Raw genomic sequence first — 20,377 nt, forward strand, 5'->3', positions numbered from 1 at the left:
CGACCGGTAGTGCCCGCGGCGGTCAGGGGGCGGCGGCCGGTTCGACGAGCTCGACGAGAACGCCGCCGGCGTCCTTGGGGTGCACGAAGTTGACCCGGCTGCCCGACGTGCCGCGCCGCGGCCGGTCGTAGAGCAGCCGCAGGCCGCGCTCGCGCAGGGTCGCGCTCGCCGCCTCGACGTCGTCCACCCGGAAGGCCAGCTGCTGCAGCCCGGGGCCGGACCGGTCGAGGAACCTGGCGATGGTCGAGTCCGGTCCGAGCGGGGCCAGCAGCTGGATGCGGGTCTCGCCGTCCCCGACGGCGAGCATGGCCTCGCGGACGCCCTGCTCCTCGTTGGTCTCCTCGTGCACCGAGTGCACGCCGAAGGCCTGGGCGTAGAAGGCGATGGCCTCGTCGAGGTCGGGCACGGCCACCCCGACGTGGTCGATGGTCGTGAACAGCTCGGGCGGCAGTCCGGCCGGGCGTGCGGCGGGGTGCGCTGCATCGGTCACCCCGGCATCCTGCCGCGCCGCCGTCCGCCTCCGGGAGGGGGGCCTCCGGCCGGGGCGGTGCCGGGCGGCGCGCCGTCGTCCTAAGCTCGGGAGGAGGCGTGCCGTCCCCGGACGGCCCGGACGACCCGGCCGCCACGTGGCGGCCGGCACAGGAGGCGACATGTCCCGCTCGGTCATCGTCAGCGGTGCCCGGACCCCGATGGGCCGGCTGCTCGGCTCGCTGAAGGACTTCTCGGCGGCCGACCTCGGCGGCGTGGCCATCAAGGCCGCGCTCGAGCGCGCCGGCATCTCCGGCGACCAGGTCGACTACGTGATCATGGGGCAGGTCCTCCAGGCCGGCGCCGGGCAGAACCCCGCCCGCCCGGCGGCGGTGGCCGCCGGCATCCCCATGTCGGTGCCCGCGTTCACGCTCAACAAGGTGTGCCTGTCCGGGCTCGACGCGATCGCCCTCGCCGACCAGCTGATCCGCGCCGGGGAGTTCGAGGTGGTCGTCGCCGGCGGCATGGAGTCGATGACCCAGGCGCCGCACCTGCTGCCCGGCTCGCGCACCGGCACCAAGTACGGCGACACGACGCTGGTCGACGCCATGGCCCACGACGGGCTGTCCGACACCTTCGACCAGGTGGCGATGGGGGTGCTCACCGAGCAGGCCAACAGCCGCTACGACCTGACGCGCGAGGAGCAGGACGCCTTCGCCGCCGCCTCGCACCAGCGGGCCGCGGCCGCGGCCAAGAACGGGCTGTTCGACGACGAGATCACCCCGGTGCTGATCCCGCAGCGCAAGGGCGACCCGATCGAGTTCCGCGACGACGAGGGCATCCGCGCCGACACGACGGTCGAATCGCTGGCGCGGCTGAAGCCGGCGTTCGGCAAGGACGGCACGATCACCGCGGGCACCGCCTCGCAGATCTCCGACGGCGCCTGCGCGGTCGTGGTGATGTCGGCCGAGAAGGCGGAGTCGCTCGGTCTCACCCCGCTGGCCGAGATCGGCGCGCACGGCGTCGTCGCCGGGCCCGACGCGACGCTGCAGACCCAGCCCTCGCGGGCGATCGCCAAGGCCTGCGCGCGCGAGGGCATCGAGCCGGAGGACCTCGACCTGGTCGAGATCAACGAGGCCTTCGCCGCGGTCGGCATCGTCTCCACCCGCGAGCTCGGCCTGGACCCGGAGAAGGTCAACGTCAACGGCGGCGCGATCGCCCTCGGTCACCCGATCGGCATGAGCGGGGCGCGCATCGCCCTGCACCTGGCGCTGGAGCTCGGCCGCCGCGGCGGCGGCACCGGCGCGGCCGCGCTGTGCGGCGGCGGGGGCCAGGGCGACGCCCTGGTCCTGCACGTGCCCGCACGCGGTTGACCGGCTCGCGGGGCCGACCGCGCACCCCGGTCCCGTCACCGGCGCGCGCCGACGGGGGGGTGACGTGACCGACGCCGGTACCGCCGTGCAGCAGCCGGCCGCGTCCCCGGCCGGGGGACGGCGGGGCCGGCGGGCGGTCGACGTCCCGACCCTGGTCGAGCGCGCCCGCGACGGCGACGCCCGGGCGGTCGCGCGGCTGATCTCGCTGGTCGAGGACGCCAGCCCGCTGCTGCGCGACGTGGCCGCCGCGCTCGCGCCGCACACCGGGCACGCCCAGGTGCTCGGGCTGACGGGTTCGCCGGGCGTCGGGAAGTCGACGACGACGACGGCGCTGGTGCGTGCGCTGCGCCGGGCCGGCAAGCGGGTCGGCGTGCTCGCCGTGGACCCGTCGTCCCCGTTCTCCGGTGGCGCGCTGCTCGGCGACCGGGTGCGCATGCAGGACCACGCCGGCGACCCCGGCGTCTTCATCCGCTCCATGGCCTCGCGCGGGCACCTCGGCGGGCTGGCCTGGGCCACGCCCCAGGCGCTGCGGGTGCTCGACGCGGCCGGCTGCGACGTCGTCCTGGTCGAGACCGTCGGTGTCGGGCAGTCGGAGCTGGAGATCGCCTCGCTGGCCGACACCACGCTCGTGCTGGTCGCGCCGGGCATGGGCGACGGGATCCAGGCCGCGAAGGCGGGCATCCTCGAGGTGGCCGACGTCTTCGTCGTCAACAAGGCGGACCGGGACGGCGCCGACCAGACCGTGCGCGACCTGCGCTACATGCTCTCGCTCGGGGGGCGGCACTCCGAGGCGGGGCACTGGCGCCCGCCGATCGTGAAGACGGTGGCCGCCCGCGACGCCGGCAACGGCATCGACGAGGTGCTCGCGAAGGTCGACCAGCACCGGGAGTGGCTGACCGCCTCCGGGGAGGGCCTGCGCCGGCGCAGCGAGCGGGCGGCGGCCGAGATCGAGGCGATCGCCGTCGCCGCGCTGCGCGAGCGGATGGGCGACGTGCACGGGTCGGCCGCGCTCACCTCGCTCGCCGACCGGGTCGTGGCCGGGGAGACCGATCCGTACCGGGCGGCCGACGACCTGCTCGACCAGCTCTGACAGGTCAGGATGGGCGCGTGCAGGGGCAGCCGGACGCCGTCGTCGTCGGGGCCGGGCCGAACGGCCTGGCCGCGGCGCTGCGGCTGGCCGCGGCCGGCCTGCGCGTGCAGGTGGTCGAGCGGGCCGCCGTCCCCGGCGGGGGGATGCGCACCGAGGCGCTGACGCGGCCGGGCTACCTGCACGACGTCTGCTCGTCGGTGCACCCGATGGCGGCCGCCTCGCCGTTCTTCCGCGAGTTCGACCTGGCCGCGCGCGGCGTGCGCCTGCTGCACCCGGAGATCCCGTACGCCCATCCGCTCGACGGGGGCCGGGCCGTGGTGGCGCACCGGTCGCTCGCCGACACGGCGCGGGCGCTGGGCCCGGACGGCGCGGCCTACCGCCGCCTGTTCACCCCCGTCGTCGAGCACGGGGAGGACGTCGTCGACTTCTTCCTCGCCAGCGCCCTGCGCCGACCGCCCACGCGCAGCATCCCGGCCGTCGCCTGGTTCGGGCTCAACGCGCTGCCCGACGTCCGGTGGCTGACCCGGCGCTGGTTCGAGACCGACGGGGCCCGTGCCCTCGTCGCCGGTGCCGCGGCGCACTCGCTGCTGCCGCTGGACCGGGCCATCACCTCCGGTTTCGGGCTGCTGCTGGGCATGCTCGCGCACGTCGCCGGGTGGCCGCTGGTCGAGGGCGGGTCGCAGCGGATGGCCGACGCGATGGTGGCCGCCCTGGAGGAACAGGGCGGCGAGGTGGTCACCGGGCACGAGGTCACCGACCTGCGCGAGTTCGAGGGCGTGCCCGCCGTCCTGCTCGACACCTCGCCGCACGCGTTCGTGCGGATGGCCGGCGACCGGGTGCACGAGGGGTACCGCCGCTGGGTCGACCGGTACCGGTACGGGGCGGGCGTCTTCAAGGTCGACTACGTGCTGTCCTCGCCGGTGCCGTGGGCCGCCCCGGAGGTGCGCCGCGCCGGCACCGTCCACGTGGCGGGCTCGCTCGCGGAGACCATCGAGGGGGAGTCGGCGCCCGCGGCCGGGCGGGTGCCCGAGAAGCCGTACGTGCTCGCCGTCCAGCCGACCGTCGTCGACCCGACCCGGGCGCCGGACGGCGGGCACGTCTTCTGGGCGTACGTGCACGTGCCGCACGGCTCGGACGTCGACATGACCGGCGCGATCGAGGCGCAGATCGAGCGGTTCGCCCCGGGCTTCCGCGACACCGTCGTCGAGCGGCACATGATGGACGCGCGGCAGATGGAGGCCTGGAACCCCAACCACGTCGGCGGCGACATCGCCAACGGCGAGGCGTCGCTGCGGCAGATGCTCGCCCGCCCGGTGCCGCGGTGGAACACCTACAAGACGCCGCTGCGCGGGGTCTACCTCGCCTCGGCCGCCACCCCGCCGGGCCCGGCCGTGCACGGGATGTGCGGTGACAACGCGGCACGGGTGGCGCTGCGCGAGGTGTTCGGGATCCGGGAGGCACCCCCGCTCCGGTAGCGCTCCGTCCGGGCACGACGGCCCTCGGGACCAGGGGCCGGGCCCCGCCCGCGGCCCGCGCCTCGTGCGTGACGGTGGCGCGGGCGGTCCGGGCCGTGCTCCGCGGAGCTACCCGGCGGTAGTTTCGGTGGCATGGTGCGCGCGCTGGGACTGCCGTTCGACCCGATCGAGCGCGCGGGCGAGCACTGGGAGCAGCGCTTCGGGCCCGCCTCGGCGATGCGCGCGGCGACGAGCGTCTTCCGGGTCCAGCAGATCCTGCTCGCCCGTTTCGACGAGGCGCTGCGGCCGCACGAGCTCAGCTTCGCCCGGTACGAGGTGCTCGTGCTCCTCACCTTCAGCCGCACCGGCGAGCTGCCGCTCAAGGTCATCGGCAGCCGGCTGATGGTGCACCCGACCAGCGTCACCAACGCCATCGACCGGCTGGTCGCCGCGGGCTACGTGACCCGGCGGCCCAACCCGGCCGACGGCCGTGGCGTGCTGGCGATGATCACGCGCAGCGGCCGCGCGGTCGTGGAGCAGGCCACCCGCGCGCTCAGCGACCTCGATTTCGGCCTCGGCGACCTCCCGGAGGCCGAGCGCGCGGAGCTCTTCGCGATCCTCCGGCGGGTCCGGCTGGGCGCCGGTGACGTCGCGGGCGCCGATACCGCCCGGGCGGTCGACGGCGGATAGTTGGACGTCCTACTATCGGAGGCATGAGCGACGAGGCTCCCCGGACCGCCCACGACCGCTGGCAGCAGCGGTACGACGCCGCCCTGTCCACCGGCAAGGTGCGCGACGCCGACTTCACGACGCTGTCCGGGGTGACCGTCGACCCGGTCTACGGGCCGGACGACGAGCGCAGCGTCCCGGGCTTCGAGCGCATCGGCTATCCCGGCGAGTTCCCGTTCACCCGCGGTCTGCACGCCACCGGCTACCGCGGGCGGGCGTGGACCATCCGCCAGTTCGCCGGCTTCGGCAACGCCCGGCAGACCAACGAGCGGTACAAGATGATCCTGGCCGAAGGCGGCGGCGGGCTCTCCGTCGCCTTCGACATGCCGACCCTCATGGGCCGCGATTCCGACGACCCCCGCAGCCTCGGCGAGGTGGGCCACTGCGGGGTGGCGATCGACAGCGCCGCCGACATGGACGTGCTCTTCGACGGCATCGACCTCGGCGCGACCACGACGTCGATGACGATCAGCGGCCCCGCCGTCCCGGTGTTCTGCATGTACCTGGTGGCCGCCGAGCGGCAGGGCACCGACATCGGCGCGCTGAACGGCACCCTGCAGACCGACATCTTCAAGGAGTACATCGCGCAGAAGGAGTGGCTCTTCGCGCCCGAGCCGCACCTGCGCCTGATCGGCGACCTCATGGAGTACTGCGCGGAGCACATCCCCGCGTACAAGCCGATCAGCGTCTCCGGCTACCACATCCGCGAGGCGGGCTCGACCGCCGCCCAGGAGCTGGCCTACACGTTGGCCGACGGGTTCGCCTACGTCGAGCTCGGCCTCTCCCGCGGCCTGGACGTCGAGACGTTCGCCCCCGGCCTGTCGTTCTTCTTCGACGCGCACATCGACTTCTTCGAGGAGATCGCCAAGTTCCGCGCGGCCCGTCGCATCTGGGCGCGCTGGCTGCGCGACGTCTACGGCGCGAAGACGGAGAAGGCCCAGCAGTTGCGCTTCCACACCCAGACGGCCGGCGTCAGCCTCACCGCCCAGCAGCCGGACAACAACATCGTCCGGACGGCGGTGGAAGCGCTCGCCGCGGTGCTCGGCGGCACCCAGTCGCTGCACACCAACGCCCTCGACGAGGTGCTCGCCCTGCCCAGCGCGAAGGCCGCCCAGATCGCGCTGCGCACCCAGCAGGTCATCGCGGAGGAGACCGGCGTCATGAACGTCGCCGATCCGCTCGGCGGTTCCTGGTACGTCGAGGCGCTCACCGACGAGCTCGAGCGGCAGGCCGAGGAGATCTTCGCCCGGATCAGGGACATGGGCGCCGACGGCACCTCGTCCTCTCCGATGACCTCCGGCATCCTGCGCGGCATCGAGGACGGCTGGTTCACCGGCGAGATCGCCGAGGCGGCGTTCGTCTACCAGCGGGCGCTGGAGAAGGGCGACAAGAAGGTCGTCGGCGTCAACACGCTCACCGGCTCGGTGGACGCGGACGACGAACTGGAGATCCTCCGCGTCGGCCACCAGGTCGAGCTCGACCAGAAGGCCGAGCTCGCCGAGCGCCGGGAGGGCCGGGACGACGAGGCCGCCCGGGCCGCGGTCGCGCGCATGGTCGAGGTCGCCCGCACCGAGCAGAACCTGGTGCCCGCGATGCTCGACGCCGTCCGGGCCGAGGCCACGCTGGGCGAGATCTGCGACGCGCTGCGCGCCGAGTGGGGCTCGTACACGGAGCCGGCGCGCTTCTGACCGGGTCACCGTCGGCCGCGTGGTGGACGGAGCCGGTCGCCGACGCGGGATCGACGGCATGACGGCCGCGCTGAGCGCCGTCCGTCCCGACGAACCGGCGCGGTGGGAAACTGGGAACATGCAGCCCACCCGCCCCGGCCGTCCCGACCCGCGCGCCCAGGCCCAGCAGGCCCAGCAGGCCCAGATGGCCGCCTCCTTCGCCGGGGCGGTCGACCTCGCCGCCGTCAAGGCGCGCTCCGAGGCCGCCGCCCGCGCGCAGACCGCCCCCCCACCCGGCGCGGGGGAGCCGGCCGCCGCCCCCGGCTCCGCGGTCGTCGACGTCACCGAGGCGACCTTCCAGACCGAGGTGCTCGACCGGTCCTTCCAGGTGCCCGTCGTGCTCGACCTGTGGGCGGAGTGGTGCGGGCCCTGCAAGCAGCTGTCACCCGTGCTCGAGCGGCTGGCCGCCGAGGGCGGTGGCTCCTGGGTGCTCGCCAAGGTCGACGTCGACGCCAACCCGGCCCTGGCACAGGGTCTGCGGGTGCAGGGCATCCCGGCGGTGAAGGCGGTCTGGCAGGGCCAGCTCGTGGCCGAGTTCACCGGTGCGATCCCCGAGGACCAGGCCCGGGCGTTCGTCACCGAGCTGGTCCGCGCCACCACCGGCGGCGCGGCGCCCGACGGGATCGGTGCCCAGCCGCAGCCCACCGACGACCCCCGGCTGGACGCCGCCGAGGCCGCGCTCGAGCGGGGCGACCTGGCCGCCGCCGAGGCCGCCTACCAGGCCGTCCTCGCCGAGCAGCCCGACCACCCGGACGCGGGTATCGCGCTGCGCCAGGTGCAGCTGTTCCGCCGCGCCGAGGAGGCCGGGCCCGACGCCCTCGTCGCGGCCGACGCCGCTCCCGACGACGTCGCCGCGCAGACCCGGGCGGCCGACTTCCTCCTCGGCACCGGCAACGTGGAGGCCGCCTTCGAGCGGCTCGTCGACGTCGTCCGCCGGACGGCGGGGGACGACCGCGAACGCGCCCGCGAGCACCTGGTCGAGCTCTTCGCCGTCGTCGGCGACCAGGACCCCCGGGTCGGCGCCGCCCGGCGCAAGCTCACCGCGGCCCTGTACTAGGCCCCGGCCGCCGGGCTCGGAGGGGCCCTGCGACGGGTGAGGAGGACGGGTCCTCCCGGGTGAGGAGGACGGGGGCCTCCGACGCGGGGTGTGCGGCGGGTCGTTCTCCTAGGCGCCGATGTCGCAGGCCGGCAACCCCTGCACGAAACCGTTGCGGAACAGGTCGACCAACTGGAAGCCGGTCAGGTCGACGCCGGGCAGCACGTCCGGGTCACCGCCGTAGGTGAGCAGGAACTGGACGCTCTCGTCGATGTCGCCGGGGGAGATGCGGGTCCGGTCACCGGTCTGCCCCTCGAAGACCCGGCGGCCGTACCAGCCGGCCAGGCACACCGCCGAGCGCAGCGCCTCGCCGTCGTCGACGGACAGGCCCAGCTGCTCGCGCACCGCCAGGCCGTAGGGGATGGCGACCGCCGTGGCCACGGCGAAGTCCCCGAAGTCCTCGTAGGCGGGCTGCGTCAGGTCGCGCTCGTCGAAGGCGACCAGCTGCTCGTCCGCGCAGAACACCAGGTCGCGGTCGCGGTCGTCGGCGCACCGGGGCGCCCGGCCGGCGAAGGCGCCGAGCCGGGGTGGGTCGAACCGCGCACCGAGCTCGGTGAAGGCGCTCGACCAGGTGGCCGGCAGCGTCCGGTCGACGATGTCGAGCAGCTCCGGGTAGGACGCGTTGCCGCCGGACAACGCCTCGTCGTCGGTCGAGAAGCGACCCTGCGTGAACACGCGGTCGCCGGCGAAGCCGTCGCGGCAGGCGGTCGGCCCGTCGGCGAAGCCCTCCTGGAAGGCCGACACCCGGTCGAAGTAGGAGCCGTGCGCGCTCTGCGTGCGCAGGTCGGTCCCCACCGGGTCGCGCAGCAGCAGGTAGCCGCGCAGCAGCTGGTCGAGCTCCGGGGTGCGGATCTGCGAGAACTCGGCCTCCCCGGCGGCGACCCAGGCCGTCCAGGCGCCGGCGAGGCAGTCGGCCTGCGTCTCGGTCACGATCGACGCCTCCGGGTAGCCGACGCGGGCCTGGATCGCGTGCCCGAACTCGTGCGCCATCACCAGCGCGGGGATGAACCGGCCGTAGGCGGCGGCCAGCTCACCGAGGAAGCGGCGGTCGTAGGTGATCGAGTCGGAGTTCGGCGCCCGCGGGGCGGCGCAGTAGAAGGCGTTGTCGGCCACCTCCAGCGGATCGGCGCCGCAGGTGACCCCCTGCGGGTACTGGCCGGGGACGACGTCGGCGGGGTCGACGCTGAAGTAGCCGCCGGCCAGCGGCGGGAACTCCTGCCCGAAGAGGTCGGGGAAGGTCTGCGACCAGTACGTCTCGAGGTCGGCGAGCGCCGCCCGGGCCAGGTCGTCGACCGGACCGCCGCCCGCGCCCACGACCGGCACCTCGCCGGCCGGCACGTCGGGCACGGGCGCGGCGAGGGGGCTCGGTCGCCCGATGACGACGACCGAGCACCCCGCCACGAGCAGGGCGACGAGCAGCAGCGGGACGGCGACCGCCCGGGACCACGGCGGATGCGGCACGTCCCCTCCGTGCCCCGCGGACCGCCGTCCACACGCCCCGCCCGGTCACCTCCCGGCCCCTCCCGGGTCCCGCTCCGGGCGAGGGGTGGGGAGGAGGGATGCTCGCTCAGCCCTCGTGCAGCAGCCAGACCGTGCCCAGCGGGGGAGCGGCGACCACCGCCGAGTACGGCTGGCCGTGCCACGGCTCCTCGAGCGCCTCCACGCCGCCGTAGTTGCCGACGCCGGACCCGCCGTAGCCGTCGAAGTCGGTGTTGATGACCTCCCGCCAGTGGCCGCCGCGCGGCAGGCCGACGCGGTAGCCGTGGTGGGGGTTGCCCGCGAAGTTGGCCACGCAGGCCAGGACCTGGCCCTCCTGCTGCCCGCCGTCGCCGCGGGACCCGGGGGCGCCGAAGCGGAGGAAGGACAGCACGTTGCCCGAGGCGTCGTTGGCGTCGATCCAGTGGAAGCCGGCCGGGTCGACGTCCTGCGACCACAGCGCGGGCAGCTCCTTGTAGACCGCGTTCAGGTCGCGCACCAGCTGGGCCACTCCCCGGTGGGCCGGGTCGTCGAGGTGCCACCAGTCCAGCGAGCGGCTCTCGGCCCACTCGGCGTCCTGGCCGAACTCCGATCCCATGAACAGCAGCTGCTTGCCCGGGTGCGCCCACATGTAGGCGAGGTACGCGCGCAGGTTGGCCAGTTGCTGCCAGCGGTCACCGGGCATCTTCCGCAGCAGCGAGCCCTTGCCGTACACGACCTCGTCGTGGCTGATCGGCAGCACGTAGTTCTCGGAGTAGGCGTACATCATCGAGAACGTCAGCTGGCCGTGGTGGTAGCTGCGGTAGATCGGCTCCTTGGAGATGTAGGTCAGCGAGTCGTGCATCCAGCCCATGTTCCACTTGAAGCCGAAGCCCAGGCCGCCGAGGTGGGTGGGGCGGGTGACCCCCGGCCAGGCCGTCGACTCCTCGGCGATCGTCATGACGCCGGGCACCTCGCGGTAGACGGTCGCGTTCATCTCCTGCAGGAACGACACCGCCTCGAGGTTCTCGCGCCCGCCGTACTGGTTGGGTGACCACTGGCCCTCGGAGCGGGAGTAGTCGAGGTACAGCATCGAGGCGACCGCGTCGACGCGCAGGCCGTCGACGTGGAACTCCTTGCACCAGTACAGGGCGTTCGCCACCAGGAAGTTGCGCACCTCGGCCCGGCCGAAGTCGAAGACGAACGTGCCCCAGTCCATCTGCTCGCCGCGCCGCGGGTCGGCGTGCTCGTACAGCGGGGTGCCGTCGAAGCGCCCCAGCGCCCAGTCGTCCTTGGGGAAGTGCGCGGGCACCCAGTCGACGATGACGCCGATGCCGGCCTGGTGGGCCCGGTCGACCAGGTAGCGGAAGTCGTCCGGGCCGCCGTGACGGGCCGTCGGCGCGTAGTACGAGGTCACCTGGTAGCCCCAGGACCCGCCGAACGGGTGCTCGGCGACCGGCATGAACTCGATGTGCGTGAACCCGTGCTGCACCACGTAGTCGACCAGCTCGTCGGCCAGCTCGCGGTAGGACAGGCCCTGCCGCCACGACCCGGCGTGCACCTCGTAGACGCTCATCGGCCGCTCGTGCCAGCCGCCGCGGGCCCGGTCGGTCAGCCACGCCTCGTCGCCCCACTCGTACCGCGACTCGGTGACCACGGAGGCGTTGTCCGGCGGTACCTCGGTGTGGAACGCGAGCGGGTCGGCCTTCTCCCGCCACTGCCCGTCGGCCCCGAGCACGTGGAACTTGTACCGGGCGCCGACCTGGACGCCGGGCACGAAGATCTCCCAGACGCCGACCGAGCCCAGCGAGCGCATGGGGTAGGCGCGGGCCTGCCAGTAGTCGAAGTCGCCGGTCACCTTGACGCCGCGCGCGCTGGGGGCCCACACGGCGAACGACACCCCCTCGACGGTCCCGCCGGGGGTGTCGTAGCGCCGCACGTGCGAGCCGAGCACCTCCCAGAGCCGCTCGTGGCGGCCCTCGCTGATCAGGTGCCGGTCGAGCTCGCCGATGGTGGGCAGCCACCGGTAGGGGTCGTCGACGGTGTAGGTGTTCGTGCCGCCGAAACCGTCGCCGTAGGTGACCTCGATGCGGTAGTCCCCGGGCTGGTTCGGCAGCCGGGCCTCGTACACGCCGCCGCCGTGCAGCTGGCGGGCGTCGTAGCGCTGCCCGTCCTGGTCGACCACCGCGACGGAATGGGCGTCGGGCCGCAGCGTCCGCACGGCCCAGCCGTCGCCGGCCGGGTGTGCGCCGAGCACGCCGTGGGGATCGTGCGCCCAGCCCTCGACGATGGCGCGCAGCTCGTCGCCGGACACCTCGCGGGCCGCCGGTGGCGCACCCTCGCCGAGCGCCGAAGGCTCCGGGCCGCCCGCTGGTTCCGGGATGCTGTCCGCGCCGACCCTGTCGAGCACGGACCCGCCGCCGGGGGTGGGGGCCGGCGCAGCGGAGTCCTGGACGGCGGGCGTCCGGGGGGCGACGGCCGGCTCGGTCACCGCCGCCACCGCTGCGGCGGCCTTCGTGGTCGCACGCCCGGCGGCCTTCTTCACCGTGGCGGACGCGGCCTCCGTGCCCGCCGCCTCGCTCGCGGCGGCGGACCTCGTGGCCGGGGCCCTCTTCGTCGCCGGGGCCTTCTTGGCGGCCGGTGCCTTCTTGGCGGCGGTCTTCTTCGCGGTCTTCTTCGCGGCCGGTTCGGCCGGAGCGCCGGCGCTCACGGTCGCCGCGGCGTCGGAGCTGCGGGCCGTGGTGTCGGCCAGGTCGTCCCTGCGGTCGTCCGTCATCGTCTCGCCGTCCTCATCACTACCGTGTGCTCGGTCTGTCGTGCGTCCGTGCTGCCCCTACCCGCGGTGGGCGGTTCACTCGCGGCGGACCAGGCGGCCGAGGGAGTGCAGCGGGATCATCAGCCAGTGCGGGCGGTTGCGCGCCTCGTAGACGCACTCGTAGACGGCCTTGTCGGCCTCGAAGGCGCGCAGCAGCGGGGAGTCACCCTCCACGGCCGCGCCACCGCCGGCGGCGTAGCCGGCGCGGAATGCCCGCCGGTTCCGCGCGGCCCATTCCTGGGCGCGGTAGGCGCGCTGGGAGTCCTCCGGCTGCTCGACGAGCATGTGCCGGGCGGCGTAGTCGAAGCTGCGCAGCATCCCGGCCACGTCACGCAGTGGGCTGTCCAGCTCGCGCCGCGCGGCCAGCGGGCGGGCCGGCTCGCCCTCGAAGTCGAGCACGATCCACCCCGTCGCCGTGCGCAGCACCTGGCCCAGGTGGAGGTCGCCGTGCACCCGCTGCCGCACCACCGGCTCGGTGCTGCCGGCGGCGGCGGCGTACAGGGCGCGGATGCCGTCGGCGTACTGCGCCAGCGGCGGGACGACCGCGACGGCCGCCTCGAGCCGCTCGGTCATCTGCCCGGCGAGCGTGTCCAGCCACTCGGCGTCGGCCGGCTCGGTCGGCAGCACCTTCGCCAGGTCGGCGTGCACCGAGGCCGTCGCCGCCCCCAGCCGCTCGCTCTCCCCGGCGAAGTCGCCGCCGACCTCGTCGGCGTGCAGGTCACCCTCGGCGTACAGGTCGCGGACGCTGGCCGTGGCCAACCGCCAGCCGTCGCTGGCGTTGGCCACGAACCGCTGCAGCATGAGCACGGTGGCCGGGGGCGTGCCCGGATCGCGGTCGTGGTCGATCTCGGCGTGGCCGAGCAGCGGGGCGATGTGCGGGTTGCCGGTCGGGTGCAGGGCGGCGTGGATCTCGACGTCCGGGTTGAGGCCGGGCTCCAACCGCCGGAACAGCTTGAGGATCGCCTTGCTGCCGTACACCAGCGAGGTGTTGCTCTGCTCGGCCGACAGGATGTCACCGGGCAGCCCGGTGGGGAACTGCGCGCCCTCGGTGGGCACGAACCGCAGCGGGCCGACCGTGGCCGCGCCGGCCAGGTGGGTCAGCCACGACCCGGTGGCGTCCCGGTCGCGCATGGCGTCGTAGGCGTAGGCCTCCCGGTCACCGTGGGCGTCGCTGTGCCCCACCGCCCCGACCAGCGCCGAGGCCAGCTCCTCGACCGGGTGGTCGTGCCAGGACAGGGGCACGAGGTAGGTCTCGGACCCCCCGTCGGCGTACAGCACGGTCACGCGGTGGATCGACAGCACGGGGTGCGACCGGTCCAGGAAGAAGCTCTCCTCCCGGACGTCGGCCCACTCCCGGCCCTTGCCGCCGAACCAGCGCTGGTGCGGCATCCACTCCCGCAGCAGTTCGGTGAGCGCGTTCATCGGGATCCTCCCGGATCGGCCGCGCCGTCCGGCTCCGGCGCCTCGCCGGTGCCGACCAGGCCCGCGGCGAGCAGCGAGTCGGCGACGGAGGTGTCCTCCGGCTCGGCGACCTCACCGGCCGGCTGGGCCGGCCTGGCCAGCTCGAACCAGTAGAAGCCGTGCCCGGCCAGGGTGAGCATGTAGGGCAGGACGCCGATCTGCGGGAACTCGACGCGGCCGGTCATCTCGATGGGCGTCCAGCCCTCGAAGCGGCGCAGGTCCAGCTCCACCGGCTGCGGGAACCGGGACAGGTTGTTCACGCACAGGACGACGTCGTCGCCGAACTCGCGGACGAACGACAGCACCGTGGGGTTGCGGGACCCTATTTCCTCGTAGCTGCCCAGCCCGAAGGTCGGGTGCTGGCCGCGCACCTGGATCATCCGCCGGATCCAGTGCAGCAGCGACGTGGTGTTGCGCAACTGCGACTCGACGTTGGTGGTCTGGTAGCCGTAGACCGGGTCCATGTTCAGCGGCAGGTACATCCGCTGCGGGTCGGCGGTGGAGAAGCCGCCGTTGCGGTCGGGCGTCCACTGCATCGGCGTCCGGACGCCGTCCCGGTCCCCGAGCCAGATGTTGTCGCCCATGCCGATCTCGTCGCCGTAGTACAGGACCGGCGAGCCGGGCAGCGACAGCAGCAGGGCGTTGAACAGCTCGAGGGTGTTGGTGTCGTTCTCCAGCAGCGGGGCCAGCCGGCGGCGGATGCCGATGTTGGCCTTCATGCGGGGGTCCTTGGCGTACTCCGCCCACATGTAGTCGCGCTCGTCGTCGGTGACCATCTCCAGGGTCAACTCGTCGTGGTTGCGCAGGAAGATGCCCCACTGGCAGTTCCGCGGGATGGCCGGCGTCTGCGCCATGATCTCCGAGATCGGGAACCGCTGCTCCCGCCGGACGCCCATGAACAGGCGCGGCATCACCGGGAAGTGGAAGGCCATCTGGCACTCGTCGCCGTCCTCGCCGAAGTACTCGACGACGTCGGCCGGCCACTGGTTGGCCTCGCACAGCAGCACGCGGTCGGGGTAGTCGGTGTCGACGACCTTGCGCACCTGCTTGAGGAACTCGTGGGTCCTGGGCAGGTTCTCGCAGTTGGTGCCCTCCTCCTCGTAGAGGTAGGGCACGGCGTCGAGCCGGAAGCCGTCGATGCCCAGGTCCAGCCAGAACCGCAGGGCGTCGAGGATGGCCTCCTGCACCCGTGGGTTCTCGAAGTTGAGGTCGGGCTGGTGGGCGAAGAAGCGGTGCCAGAAGTACTGCTTGCGGACGGGGTCGAAGGTCCAGTTCGACACCTCGGTGTCGACGAAGATGATCCGCGCGTCGGGATAGCCGCTGTCGTCGTCGGCCCACACGTAGAAGTCGCCGTAGGGGCCGTCGGGGTCGCTGCGGCTGGCCTGGAACCACGGGTGCTGGTCCGAGGTGTGGTTCATGACGAAGTCGATGATCACGCGGATGCCGCGGGAGTGGGCGGTGTCGAGGAAGTCCTTGAAGTCGTCGATGTCGCCGAACTCGGGCAGCACGGCGGTGTAGTCGCTGACGTCGTACCCGCCGTCGCGTAGCGGCGAGGCGAAGAACGGTGGCAGCCACAGGCAGTCGACGCCGAGCCACTGCAGGTAGTCCAGCTTGTCGATCATGCCGCGGAGGTCGCCGACGCCGTCGGCGTTGCTGTCGGCGAAGCCGCGGACCAGGACCTCGTAGAAGACCGCGCGCTTGTACCACTCCGGATCGCTGCCCGGTGGGGGCAGCGCGGAGCGCTCGGCGGCGGCTGCTGCGTCGGGGACGGGAAGGGTCATCGGAGGATGTCGTCCTCGGGTCTGTCGTGGGTGGGAGGTCGCGGCCCGCCTGCGGGGGCCCGCCGCGAGCCTGCGAGTGGTCGGGGCAGGGCGGCCCCCGTGCAGGGGCCCACCGCGAGCGTGCGAGTGGTGGGGGGCACGGGGGGTCCTCTTTCAGCCGACCGGCGGGGGGAACCGCACCGGCCGCGGGAAGTCGACCGCGAAGACGTGCGCCGGCTCCCGGTAGGGGTCGAGCTCCACGTAGTTGAACTGGCCCCAGTCGTAGGTGGCGCCGTCGATCTCGTCGGTGACGGAGAAGCGCTCGTGCCAGTCCAGCCCCAGCACGGGCAGGTCGAGCGACGTCGTCCCGATCTGGGTGTTGTGGCTGTCCAGCGACACCACGACCAGGACGGCGTCGCCCGAGCCGGCGTCGGTCTTCGAGAAGCAGATCAGGTTCGGGTTGTCCACGGGGTGGAAGCGCAGCGTGCGCAGCTCCTGGAGCGCCGGGTGCGCGCGCCGGATCTCGTTGAGCCGCCGCAGGTAGGGCGCCAGGCTGCGGCCGGAGGCCTCCGCGCCGGCCCAGTCGCGCGGGCGGAGCTGGTACTTCTCGCTGTCCAGGTACTCCTCGCTGCCCGGCCGCACGGCCACGTGCTCGAACAGCTCGAAGCCCGAGTAGACCCCCCAGGTGGGGCTCGTCATCGCGGCCAGCACCGCGCGGATCTTGAACATCTGCGGGCCACCGAACTGCAGCGACGCGTGCAGGATGTCGGGGGTGTTGACGAAGAAGTTCGGCCGCATGTAGTGGCAGTTGGCGGCCAGCTCGCGGCCGTAGTCCTCGAGCTCGCCGCGCCCGGTCCGCCACGTGAAGTACGTGTAGGACTGGGTGAAGCCGAGCCGGGCGAGCTGGTGCATCATCGCCGGCCGGGTGAAGGCCTCGGCGAGGAACAGCACGTCCGGGTCGGTCTCCTTGACCTTCCAGATCAGCCAGTGCCAGAAGTTCAGCGGCTTGGTGTGCGGGTTGTCGACGCGGAAGATGCGCACCCCGGCGTCGATCCAGACCCGCAGCACCCGGAGGCACTCGGCGTAGATCCCCTCGGGGTCGTTGTCGAAGTTGACCGGGTAGATGTCCTGGTACTTCTTCGGCGGGTTCTCCGCGTAGGCGATGGACCCGTCGGGCTTGGTGGTGAACCACTCGGGGTGGCTCTTCACCCACGGGTGGTCCGGTGCGGCCTGGAGCGCGAAGTCGAGCGCGACCTCCATCCCCAGTTCCCGGGTGCGCGCCACGAACGCCGTGAAGTCGTCCATCGTGCCCAGCTGCGGGTGGACGGCGTCGTGGCCGCCCTCGTCGCTGCCGATGGCCCAGGGGGACCCGACGTCGTCGGGACCGACCTGGTAGGGGTTGCCGCCCGGGAACTGCGGCGTGTTCGGCCCCTTGCGGTTCACCCTGCCGATCGGGTGGATCGGGGGCAGGTACACCACGTCGAAGCCCATGTCGGCGACGGCCGGGAGCCGCTCCGCGGCGGTCGCGAACGTGCCGTGGGTCGGCGTGCCGTCGACGACGCGTCCCTCCGAGCGGGGGAAGAACTCGTACCAGGAGCCGTAGAGCGCCCGCGGGCGGTCGACCCAGACCTCGTACCGGGGGGAGGAGGTGACCAGCTCGCGGACCGGGTGGGCGTGCAGGTACTCCTGCAGGTCGTCGGCCAGCGCGGGGGCCACGCGGGCGGTGACGTCCAGCGACTCGTCGCGCAGCGCCGCGGCGGCCGCCTTCACGGCCTCGCCGTTCCCGCCGTCGGCCTCGGCGGCCACCCGGTCGAGCAGCCGGGCGCCCTCCTCCAGGTCGTTGGCGAGGTCCTCCGCGCCCTGGCCCGCCTCGATCTTCACCTCGACCGCGTGGTGCCAGGTCGCCAGCGGATCGCTCCACGCCTCGACCCGGAACGACCAGCGGCCCTCGCGGTCGGGGACCACCGTGCTCAGCCAGCGGTCGGGCTGGTCGCCGTAGCGCTCCATCCGGTTGAACGGGGCGGCTTCACCGTCGGGGGAGGTCCACACGACGTCCGCGGCGACCGCGTCGTGGCCCTCGCGGAACACGGTGGCGGTGATCGGCAGGTGCTCGCCCACCACGGCGCGGGCCGAGAAGGACCCGCAGGACACCACGGGCGCGACGTCGGTGATGCCGAGGCGGAGGTCAGGGCGGCCAGTCATCGCGGCCACGCTATCGAGGTCGTCCGACCTGGGCACATCGGCCGTGGTCGCGCGGCCGCCACGTTCCTGGCGCAGTGCGAGCGGCGGGACGGACGGGCGGGTGGGGCGCCTGGTGGCCATGGTGCTCCTCTGCAGCCTGAGCCGACGGTCCCCTTGCAGGGGGTGGATGGCTGGCTAGTCTCCTCGGGTGCGAGCACTGCGGCGATTCACGGTTCGAGCTGCCCTGCCGGAGCCCCTGGCGCCCCTCTCCCAGCTGGTCATGAACCTGCGCTGGTCGTGGCACCCGGAGACCCGCGACCTGTTCGAGACGCTCGACCCGGAGCTGTGGCAGACCTGCAAGAACGACCCGGTGAAGGTGCTCGGCGAGGTGTCGGCCGAGCGGCTGGCGCAGCTGGCGAAGGACCGGCGCTTCCTGCGCCGTCTCCAGGACGTCGTCGACGACCTGGAGGAGTACCTGACGACGCCGCGCTGGTACCAGTCCCTGGGCAGCGAGGCGCCCGCGGCCATCGCCTACTTCTCCGCCGAGTTCGGCATCACCGAGGTGCTGCCCCAGTACTCCGGCGGTCTGGGCATCCTGGCCGGTGACCACCTCAAGGCCGCCTCGGACCTCGGCGTGCCGCTGGTCGGCGTGGGCCTGCTGTACCGCGCCGGCTACTTCGAGCAGGGCCTGTCGGCCGACGGCTGGCAGCTCGAGCACTACCCGTCCCTGGACCCGCACGGCCTGCCGGTCAAGCTGCTGCGCCAGACCGACGGCAGCGCCGTCGTCATCAGCGTGCCGCTGCCCGAGGGGCGGACGCTGCACGCGCACGTCTGGCGGGTGCAGGTCGGCCGGGTGACCCTGCTGCTGCTCGACAGCGACATCGAGGAGAACGCGCCCACCGAGCGCGGGGTGACCGACCGCCTCTACGGCGGCGACGAGGACCACCGCCTCCGCCAGGAGATGCTGCTGGGCATCGGCGGCGTGAAGGCGCTGCGCCAGTGGTCCCGGCTCACCGGCGCTCCGGCGCCGGAGGTGTTCCACGCCAACGAGGGCCACGCCGGCTTCCAGGGCGTCGAGCGGATCCGCGAGCTGATCGAGGCCCGCGGGCTGACCTTCGCCGAAGCCCTGCAGGCCGTGCGGGCGGGCACCGTCTTCACCACGCACACGCCGGTGCCCGCCGGGATCGACCGGTTCCCGAAGGCGCTGATCGAGCGCTACTTCACCGGCTTCGGGGTCCCGCTGGACCGGCTGCTCGCGCTCGGCGCCGAGGAGGACCCGGCGAAGTTCAACATGGCGTACATGGGCCTGCGGCTGGGTCAGCGGGCCAACGGCGTCAGCCAGCTGCACGGCCACGTCAGCCGGGGCATGTTCAACCGGTTGTGGCCCGGGTTCGACGAGGGTGACGTGCCGATCGGGTCGATCACCAACGGCGTGCACGCGCCGACCTGGACCGCGCGCGAGCTCCTGGAGATGGGCACGCAGGACTCCAGCGAGGGCGACCCGGTCGACGTGGTCGGCGAGGTGCACTTCGACGGCGTCGACAAGATCTCCGCCGCCGACCTGTGGGAGGTGCGCCGCACGCTGCGCGGCCGGCTGGTCGGTGAGGTGCGCCGCCGGCTGCGCGAGACCGCCCTGTCCCGCGGCGCGACCGAGGCCGAGGTCGGGTGGACCGACACCGCATTCGACCCCGACGTGCTCACCGTCGGCTTCGCCCGACGGGTGCCCTCCTACAAGCGGCTCACCCTCATGCTGCGCGACCCGGCGCGGCTCAAGTCGCTGCTGCTGGACCCGGACCGGCCCATCCAGCTGGTCATCGCCGGCAAGAGCCACCCGGCCGACGACGGCGGCAAGCAGCTCATCCAGAAGATGGTGCGCTTCGCCGACGACCCGGAGATCCGGCACCGGATCGCCTTCCTCCCCGGCTACGACATCGGCATGGCGCGCTACCTGTACTGGGGGTGCGACGTCTGGCTGAACAACCCGCTGCGCCCGCTGGAGGCCTGCGGCACGTCGGGCATGAAGGCCGCCCTGAACGGCGGGCTCAACCTCTCCATCCGCGACGGGTGGTGGGACGAGTGGTTCGACGGCCAGAACGGCTGGGCCATCCCGACGGCCGACGGCGTCGCCGACCCCGACCGGCGCGACGACGTCGAGGCCCGGGCGATCTACGACCTGCTGGCCACGCAGGTGCTGCCGCGGTTCTACGAGACCGGGCGCAACGGCGTGCCGGCCCGCTGGGTGGAGATGGTGCGGCACACGCTGCGCGAGACCGGTCCGAAGGTGCTGGCCAGCCGGATGGTCCGCGACTACGTCACCGCGCTGTACGTGCCGGCCGCCGGGTCCGCCCGCGCGATGGCGGGCAGCGACTACGGGCCGGCCCGCACCGAGGCCGCCTGGCGCAGCCACCTGCTGGAGAACTGGTCGTCCGTCCGGGTGGCGCACGTCGAGGCGACCGGCGCGGGCGACACCCCGGAGATCGGCTCCACCCTCGGGCTGCGGGCCGAGGTCGAGCTGCCGCAGCTGGCACCCGGCGATGTGCAGGTGCAAGCGGCCTACGGCCGGGTCGACGACAGCGACGGCCTGCACGAGGTGACCACCGTGCCGATGACGCACGAGCACACCGAGGGCACCCGGCACTGGTTCACCGCGACGCTGCCGCTGGAGCGCACGGGCGCGTTCGGTTACACGGTGCGGGTCCTGCCGCACTCGCAGCACCTGGCCGATCCGGCCGAGCTCGGCCTCGTCTCGAGTGCCTGAGTCCGGCGCT

Annotated in this window: 13 protein-coding genes; 7 read left to right on the forward strand and 6 right to left on the reverse strand. The window is 73.5% G+C overall.

Translation table 11 applies throughout. From position 1 onward, the window contains the following. Positions 1-22 precede the first annotated feature (22 nt). Positions 23-490, reverse strand: a complete 468-nt coding sequence (mce, locus tag OF117_RS05390; protein ID WP_263551777.1) for a methylmalonyl-CoA epimerase — start codon at positions 488-490, stop codon at positions 23-25. 160 nt (positions 491-650) lie between these two features. Between mce and OF117_RS05395 the strand changes: the two genes are divergently transcribed. From OF117_RS05395 to OF117_RS05420, 6 genes are all read left to right on the forward strand, one after another. After that, entirely contained in the window at positions 651-1,841 is a 1,191-nt protein-coding gene (locus OF117_RS05395; RefSeq protein WP_263551778.1) for an acetyl-CoA C-acetyltransferase, read from the forward strand. Between the two features lie 64 nt (positions 1,842-1,905). Further along, a complete protein-coding gene (meaB, locus tag OF117_RS05400; protein WP_263551779.1) occupies positions 1,906-2,931 on the forward strand; it encodes a methylmalonyl Co-A mutase-associated GTPase MeaB in 1,026 nt (341 codons plus the stop codon). A 17-nt stretch (positions 2,932-2,948) separates the two neighbouring features. Then, positions 2,949-4,406, forward strand: a complete 1,458-nt coding sequence (locus tag OF117_RS05405) for a phytoene desaturase family protein (RefSeq protein WP_263551780.1) — start codon at positions 2,949-2,951, stop codon at positions 4,404-4,406. 132 nt (positions 4,407-4,538) lie between these two features. Continuing rightward, positions 4,539-5,075 carry a MarR family winged helix-turn-helix transcriptional regulator gene (locus OF117_RS05410; protein WP_263551781.1) on the forward strand — a complete coding sequence of 179 codons (537 nt, stop codon included), beginning with the start codon at positions 4,539-4,541 and terminating at the stop codon, positions 5,073-5,075. Between the two features lie 23 nt (positions 5,076-5,098). Further along, positions 5,099-6,802, forward strand: coding sequence for a methylmalonyl-CoA mutase (locus OF117_RS05415; protein WP_263551782.1), 1,704 nt, complete (start codon positions 5,099-5,101; stop codon positions 6,800-6,802). Positions 6,803-6,920: 118 nt separating this feature from the next. Beyond that, entirely contained in the window at positions 6,921-7,898 is a 978-nt protein-coding gene (locus tag OF117_RS05420) for a tetratricopeptide repeat protein (RefSeq protein ID WP_263551783.1), read from the forward strand. A gap of 108 nt (positions 7,899-8,006) precedes the next feature. Here OF117_RS05420 and OF117_RS05425 read toward each other — a convergent pair whose 3' ends face one another. The 5 genes from OF117_RS05425 to OF117_RS05445 form a co-directional block, all read right to left on the reverse strand. Then, a complete protein-coding gene (locus OF117_RS05425) occupies positions 8,007-9,398 on the reverse strand; it encodes a neutral zinc metallopeptidase (RefSeq protein WP_263551784.1) in 1,392 nt (463 codons plus the stop codon). Positions 9,399-9,504: 106 nt separating this feature from the next. Then, complete coding sequence (gene glgB, locus OF117_RS05430; protein ID WP_263551785.1) at positions 9,505-12,168, reverse strand: 1,4-alpha-glucan branching protein GlgB; 2,664 nt, start codon at positions 12,166-12,168, stop codon at positions 9,505-9,507. Positions 12,169-12,243: 75 nt separating this feature from the next. After that, positions 12,244-13,629, reverse strand: coding sequence for a maltokinase N-terminal cap-like domain-containing protein (locus tag OF117_RS05435; RefSeq protein ID WP_263551786.1), 1,386 nt, complete (start codon positions 13,627-13,629; stop codon positions 12,244-12,246). Continuing rightward, the gene (gene treS / locus OF117_RS05440) at positions 13,626-15,449 is read right to left on the reverse strand and encodes a maltose alpha-D-glucosyltransferase (protein ID WP_263551787.1); all 1,824 of its coding nucleotides are present in this window, start codon (positions 15,447-15,449) and stop codon (positions 13,626-13,628) included. Before treS ends, OF117_RS05435 begins: the two co-directional genes overlap by 4 nt. A gap of 153 nt (positions 15,450-15,602) precedes the next feature. After that, a complete protein-coding gene (locus OF117_RS05445; RefSeq protein ID WP_263551788.1) occupies positions 15,603-17,630 on the reverse strand; it encodes an alpha-1,4-glucan--maltose-1-phosphate maltosyltransferase in 2,028 nt (675 codons plus the stop codon). Between the two features lie 187 nt (positions 17,631-17,817). On the opposite strand from OF117_RS05445, the gene glgP reads away from it, so the two are divergent. Beyond that, complete coding sequence (gene glgP, locus OF117_RS05450) at positions 17,818-20,367, forward strand: alpha-glucan family phosphorylase (RefSeq protein ID WP_263551789.1); 2,550 nt, start codon at positions 17,818-17,820, stop codon at positions 20,365-20,367. Positions 20,368-20,377: the final 10 nt, after the last annotated feature.

Source organism: Geodermatophilus sp. YIM 151500, from assembly GCF_025716945.1.
Taxonomy (GTDB): Bacteria; Actinomycetota; Actinomycetes; order Mycobacteriales; family Geodermatophilaceae; genus YIM-151500.

Coding starts and splice junctions, on each gene's coding strand:
- OF117_RS05395 (WP_263551778.1), top strand. CDS start 651: ATGTCCCGCTCGGTCATCGTCAGCGGTGCCCGGACCCCGATGGGCCGG.
- OF117_RS05410 (WP_263551781.1), top strand. CDS start 4,539: ATGGTGCGCGCGCTGGGACTGCCGTTCGACCCGATCGAGCGCGCGGGC.
- OF117_RS05415 (WP_263551782.1), top strand. CDS start 5,099: ATGAGCGACGAGGCTCCCCGGACCGCCCACGACCGCTGGCAGCAGCGG.
- OF117_RS05420 (WP_263551783.1), top strand. CDS start 6,921: ATGCAGCCCACCCGCCCCGGCCGTCCCGACCCGCGCGCCCAGGCCCAG.
- glgB (WP_263551785.1), bottom strand. CDS start 12,168: ATGACGGACGACCGCAGGGACGACCTGGCCGACACCACGGCCCGCAGC.
- OF117_RS05435 (WP_263551786.1), bottom strand. CDS start 13,629: ATGAACGCGCTCACCGAACTGCTGCGGGAGTGGATGCCGCACCAGCGC.
- treS (WP_263551787.1), bottom strand. CDS start 15,449: ATGACCCTTCCCGTCCCCGACGCAGCAGCCGCCGCCGAGCGCTCCGCG.
- OF117_RS05445 (WP_263551788.1), bottom strand. CDS start 17,630: ATGACTGGCCGCCCTGACCTCCGCCTCGGCATCACCGACGTCGCGCCC.